Genomic DNA, 4,252 nt, shown 5'->3' with positions numbered 1-4,252 from the left:
ATTATCTTACAATATGCAAAGGCGTTGATTTAAATCCTTTGTTTTTATTGATTACCTTGATAAAATATGTGCCTGTTTGCAAATCTACTGTATTAAGCAAATAGGTGTTTTTGTAAGTTTTTTCCGATTGCACTTTTCGGCCTTTTACATCCCATAGCTCAATGATAGAAGGAAACTCAAAACCGTCTAAAGTTATAATAGCATGTTCGGTAGCCGGGTTAGGGAATACCGATATGGCTATTTTTTCTGACGAAGATTCATAAATTGAACTTGGATATTGAATCAATGAATCAGGTATTTCCGGTAAACTTCCCTCATTGTTACAATTTAAGTGGTTTGTATAGTTGTCTTTCAAATATATGAGTCTGGGCTCTGCAGTTGCATTATAGTCAAAACATGCCGAAAGGTTCTCTCCATAAAAAGTTGTATACATATACTTAACAGTTTTGGACTGTCCGTTTTCGAAATCTGACATTCCAATGGAACCCACTGACCTTCTGCTACCCGGCGGATTGTTCACACTACATTCGGACCATGTAGTGGTGTCGGCAGGGTTACCGTTATACAAAAAAGGGAATGCTGTATTTCCACCTATACCGTTATCACCATATGTAATAGGGCTCCCGTCTAACCAATTGCCTTGCATATAGTTATAATAATGGTTATTTTTTGTTGGTATTCCGCTTATGGGATTGAAATTACTTTCATAGCTCACAAATGAACTGAAATCATGATTTAATGAAGTAGCAGTCTGTATAGGAGGATCTTGCCCAAATCCTTGAGTGGCACAAGTTGCATCAATTTCTGTTGCAGAGTATCCATAAAATGTGTTGTTTAAAGTATCTACACCAACATAATTATTATTAAAACAACCGATTTCAAAATCAATGAATTTGCCAAAATAAAAATCATAATAGTCTCTTCCTGAATAGTTGTAGATTTTATATTCTGCTATAATGGAATTATAAAGATCGGGAAAGGAGGTGTCTGAAAAAGCATATGCACTTACCTGTATTTCAGCATTGAAAGGGCTGTTTAAGCCCTGCATATTACCATGCAAAGAATCATTCATGACGAACCACAGCATCTCACAACCTTTAATTAAAGGGTATTCACCTAAATGAGGCTCGTAAATACCATTCTGATTGAGGTCCACAAAAGGAGCGGCACTTTTAGAAACGCTAATAGACTCACCATTTTTTCCTTTTGCATGAGGATTGCCCTCTCCCGGCCATTCAAAAATAGAAGGATTCGGGTTGTCAATTTGTCCGTTATCCAAAAAATCATTGATATGATTAATTATCTCGGAATGGCTAACTTTCCAAACTCTGTCCCAATGCATAGATTTAATCCCGCCCATATTTTCTTCAATTAGTCCCGGCCAATAACTGCTTTGCATTTGTCCATAAGTGGTAGCAGATAAATAAAGTTGATCTGTGAGTACATCTTTTCCTCCCAGCCACAATCCACTTGAAAAAATTGTTTTTGTCTGACTATCAATTGGTGTATAAAATCCTCCGCCGAGAAAAGTGTTAAAAAACAGTCCTGAATTGCAAAAGCCGGCAGCTACGTTACCTGCTGTTAGGGTTCCACATTCATTTTTGTCTGTGTAAGTATTTATAGGTTCATAACAAGAAGAAGTGCTATCAAAAACTGCAACATAGATACCATTTGAAATATTTGCTTTAGTTCCTAGAACCACAATTTCACCATTAGAAGTTACTTTAATGTCATTTGCATTGAATCTTGCATCTATAGGCGCATCAATACTATTGTTTGTCGTATCGGGTAAAAACCATTCATTCAATTGCTGTGCATTTTGGTCATACTTTTTTACATGTATTTTATTTATATTTTGATGGTTTGTATAATCCGGATTGGGTGCCTCATTCACCGTTAAAAAACCACCGTTTTCAACCGGGTAAATTGCATTTGCATCTATAGTTTCATGCCAGATTAAATTCCCGGAAAGATCAGTTTTATAAATGCCTGTTTGGGTATTCAGGATTAAGTTTTGTGTAGTAGACTTGTGAATTTTAGTACTATAAAAATGATTGAGCTGAAAGGAACCAAAACCACTCTGTGTCCAAAGCGTTTGACCCATTGAGTTTAATCCGATTAAATGCAAATTTCCTCCGTAAGCATATAAACCTACTATATCACCGTTTGGGAGTTCAGCTACATCTAACAAATCTTTATCGTAAAAATTTTGTACAAAAACAGAATCTCCTGAACTTGTCATCCTGACTAATGCAGAATATATTGGAATACAATAGGTATTAAGATCAAATCCACACGTGCGATATGATGCCAGGATGTCCTGGTTATCCAATTCTTTGACAAAGATATTCATTAAAGAGTTGTCTCCATCAAAAAAACGAAACTCCCAGGAGTCATTATCTTCAGTAGCTTCTGCATTAAATTTTTTTATTACAATTTCTTTAAGCTCAATTATATTGCTTGAGGGAAGTTGAAAAGTATCTCCGTTCTTTAAGGTATACGCAAGGACAAATCCACCATCAGATACAGGTGTGAAACTATTCTCATCTGCTTTTAATTGTGGAGTTGCATAATTTAGCTCTCCATTTTGATTAATAGAATAGATTTCTATACTCCCGGATACAAATGTTACTGTTAAAAAAAATCCATTTGCAGATTCATGAATCTGCAAAGCCGATACAGAATTTCCTGACATCGGACTTGGATTGTAATAGTTTTGCCAACAAGTTTGTGACATTAATAGCAATGGAATGCTATAGAAGAATAATACGGATAAAAAAATCTTGAAAATCATACGGTTTTATTTTAAAATTTTAAATAAAACCCGGTTTCTTAACCAAATTTACATATATTTTATAAAGAAAACTAAAAAATCTACATTTTTATATAAAATAAATGTAGGCACTAAATTTTCAAAAAGACTTACAAAGGTTTTTACGCTTAGCAAAAACCTTTGTAAGGAGTAGTTTTTTAATATTTAGCTATTATTTGTCATTTTTGTCTTTTGAATCATCAAAAAAGTTAGAAGATACATCTTGTTTTAAGGATACTTTATGGCTATATACTACTCTTGCTTCTCTTTCTTCTCTAAACATTTTATTAATATCATCTTCATTTTTTTCAAAGTATAATGAGTTATTAATTGAAAGAGATGAAGCGATTTTGTCTATGTCATGATCAGTTCCAATATAGGTAAAAGTCCATCTGTTTTGTTTTAGCTCTTCGATAAGATGTTTAATGTTATTACCTGAAAATTCTTTAGAAGCATTTTCTTTGCCATCAGTCAGAATAGTAACAAGAACATAATAATCAGATTGTCCTTCTAAAGACTGTTTTAATTTATTCAGACTAAAGCCTAAAGCATCAAATAATGGAGTAGAAGCATAGGGTTTATAATTAGAACTGTCTATTTGTTTAAGCTTACTTACCGGATCCATAAAATGCTGTAACTTTTGCCCCAATCCGTTGAATGAAATAAAAGAGATGAAATGTTCCTGTTCCGGATATTGTTTTTCAATTCCTTGAATAGTTTGTATTAATTCATTAAACCCCTGAATTACTGTCGATTTTATGGTGTCCATAGAACCGCTCTCATCTAAAATAATTAGGTTGTGCACCTTTTGTTTTTTGTTCATGATTTTGATTTTTAGTATTAAAAAATGTATCTTTACAGATATTCAGTATAAATACACAGCAATATTACAAATATTTTGTAATAATACAAATTATCTGTAAATAAATTTTTATGGATTTAAACAAAAGACTTTCTGTTTTAATAGAATTATTGATAAAAACAGGAAGGGTAAAAAACAAAAGCCAGCTTGCAAAAGAGTATGGTTTTAGTCCTCAGCATTTGAATGAAATGTTGAAAGGGCGCACAAAAGCTACAACGGATTTTATTACGTGGTTAAGTAAGCTTTATTTAGTAAGGCCGGAATATTTGTTAAGTGGAGAGCACCCAATATTTAAGGAGGATACTAATGATTTAAAAGAGGAATCAAATATTAAAAGTAGTTTCTTTGATTCAAACCTTATGATGGATGAGGTTTATAGTGAAGATTTTGACATGGAAGAGGATCGAAAGCGGGATAACTTTAATATAAAACGTTCGGAACCGCAAGAATTTAGAAGTAGTAAGTCGGGCGATTTGATTAGATTAACCTTAGAAAACAATCACCTGAGAGCGCAAAATGAGTTGTTGAAAAAGCAAATTGAAACTTTAGAGGAATTGTTGGAAATGTATAGGGGGAGT

At 33.2% G+C, this 4,252-nt stretch carries 3 protein-coding genes; 1 reads left to right on the top strand and 2 read right to left on the bottom strand.

Features of this window, described 5'->3' with window-relative positions; translation table 11 throughout:
- Position 1 precedes the first annotated feature (1 nt).
- A complete protein-coding gene (locus EA412_11755; GenBank protein TVR77225.1) occupies positions 2–2,794 on the bottom strand; it encodes a T9SS C-terminal target domain-containing protein in 2,793 nt (930 codons plus the stop codon).
- 190 nt (positions 2,795–2,984) lie between these two features.
- Positions 2,985–3,635, bottom strand: coding sequence for a VWA domain-containing protein (locus EA412_11750; protein TVR77224.1), 651 nt, complete (start codon positions 3,633–3,635; stop codon positions 2,985–2,987).
- Between the two features lie 110 nt (positions 3,636–3,745).
- Between EA412_11750 and EA412_11745 the strand changes: the two genes are divergently transcribed.
- The coding region (locus EA412_11745; protein TVR77223.1) for a hypothetical protein at positions 3,746–4,252 on the top strand (507 nt) is incomplete at its 3' end.

The organism is Chitinophagaceae bacterium, assembly GCA_007695095.1.
Taxonomy (GTDB): Bacteria; Bacteroidota; Bacteroidia; order Chitinophagales; family REEL01; genus REEL01.
Note: the sequence above shows the minus strand (reverse complement) of the source record. Positions and strands in the feature narration are given on the sequence as shown.

Coding starts and splice junctions, on each gene's coding strand:
- EA412_11750 (TVR77224.1), bottom strand. CDS start 3,635: ATGAACAAAAAACAAAAGGTGCACAACCTAATTATTTTAGATGAGAGC.
- EA412_11755 (TVR77225.1), bottom strand. CDS start 2,794: ATGATTTTCAAGATTTTTTTATCCGTATTATTCTTCTATAGCATTCCA.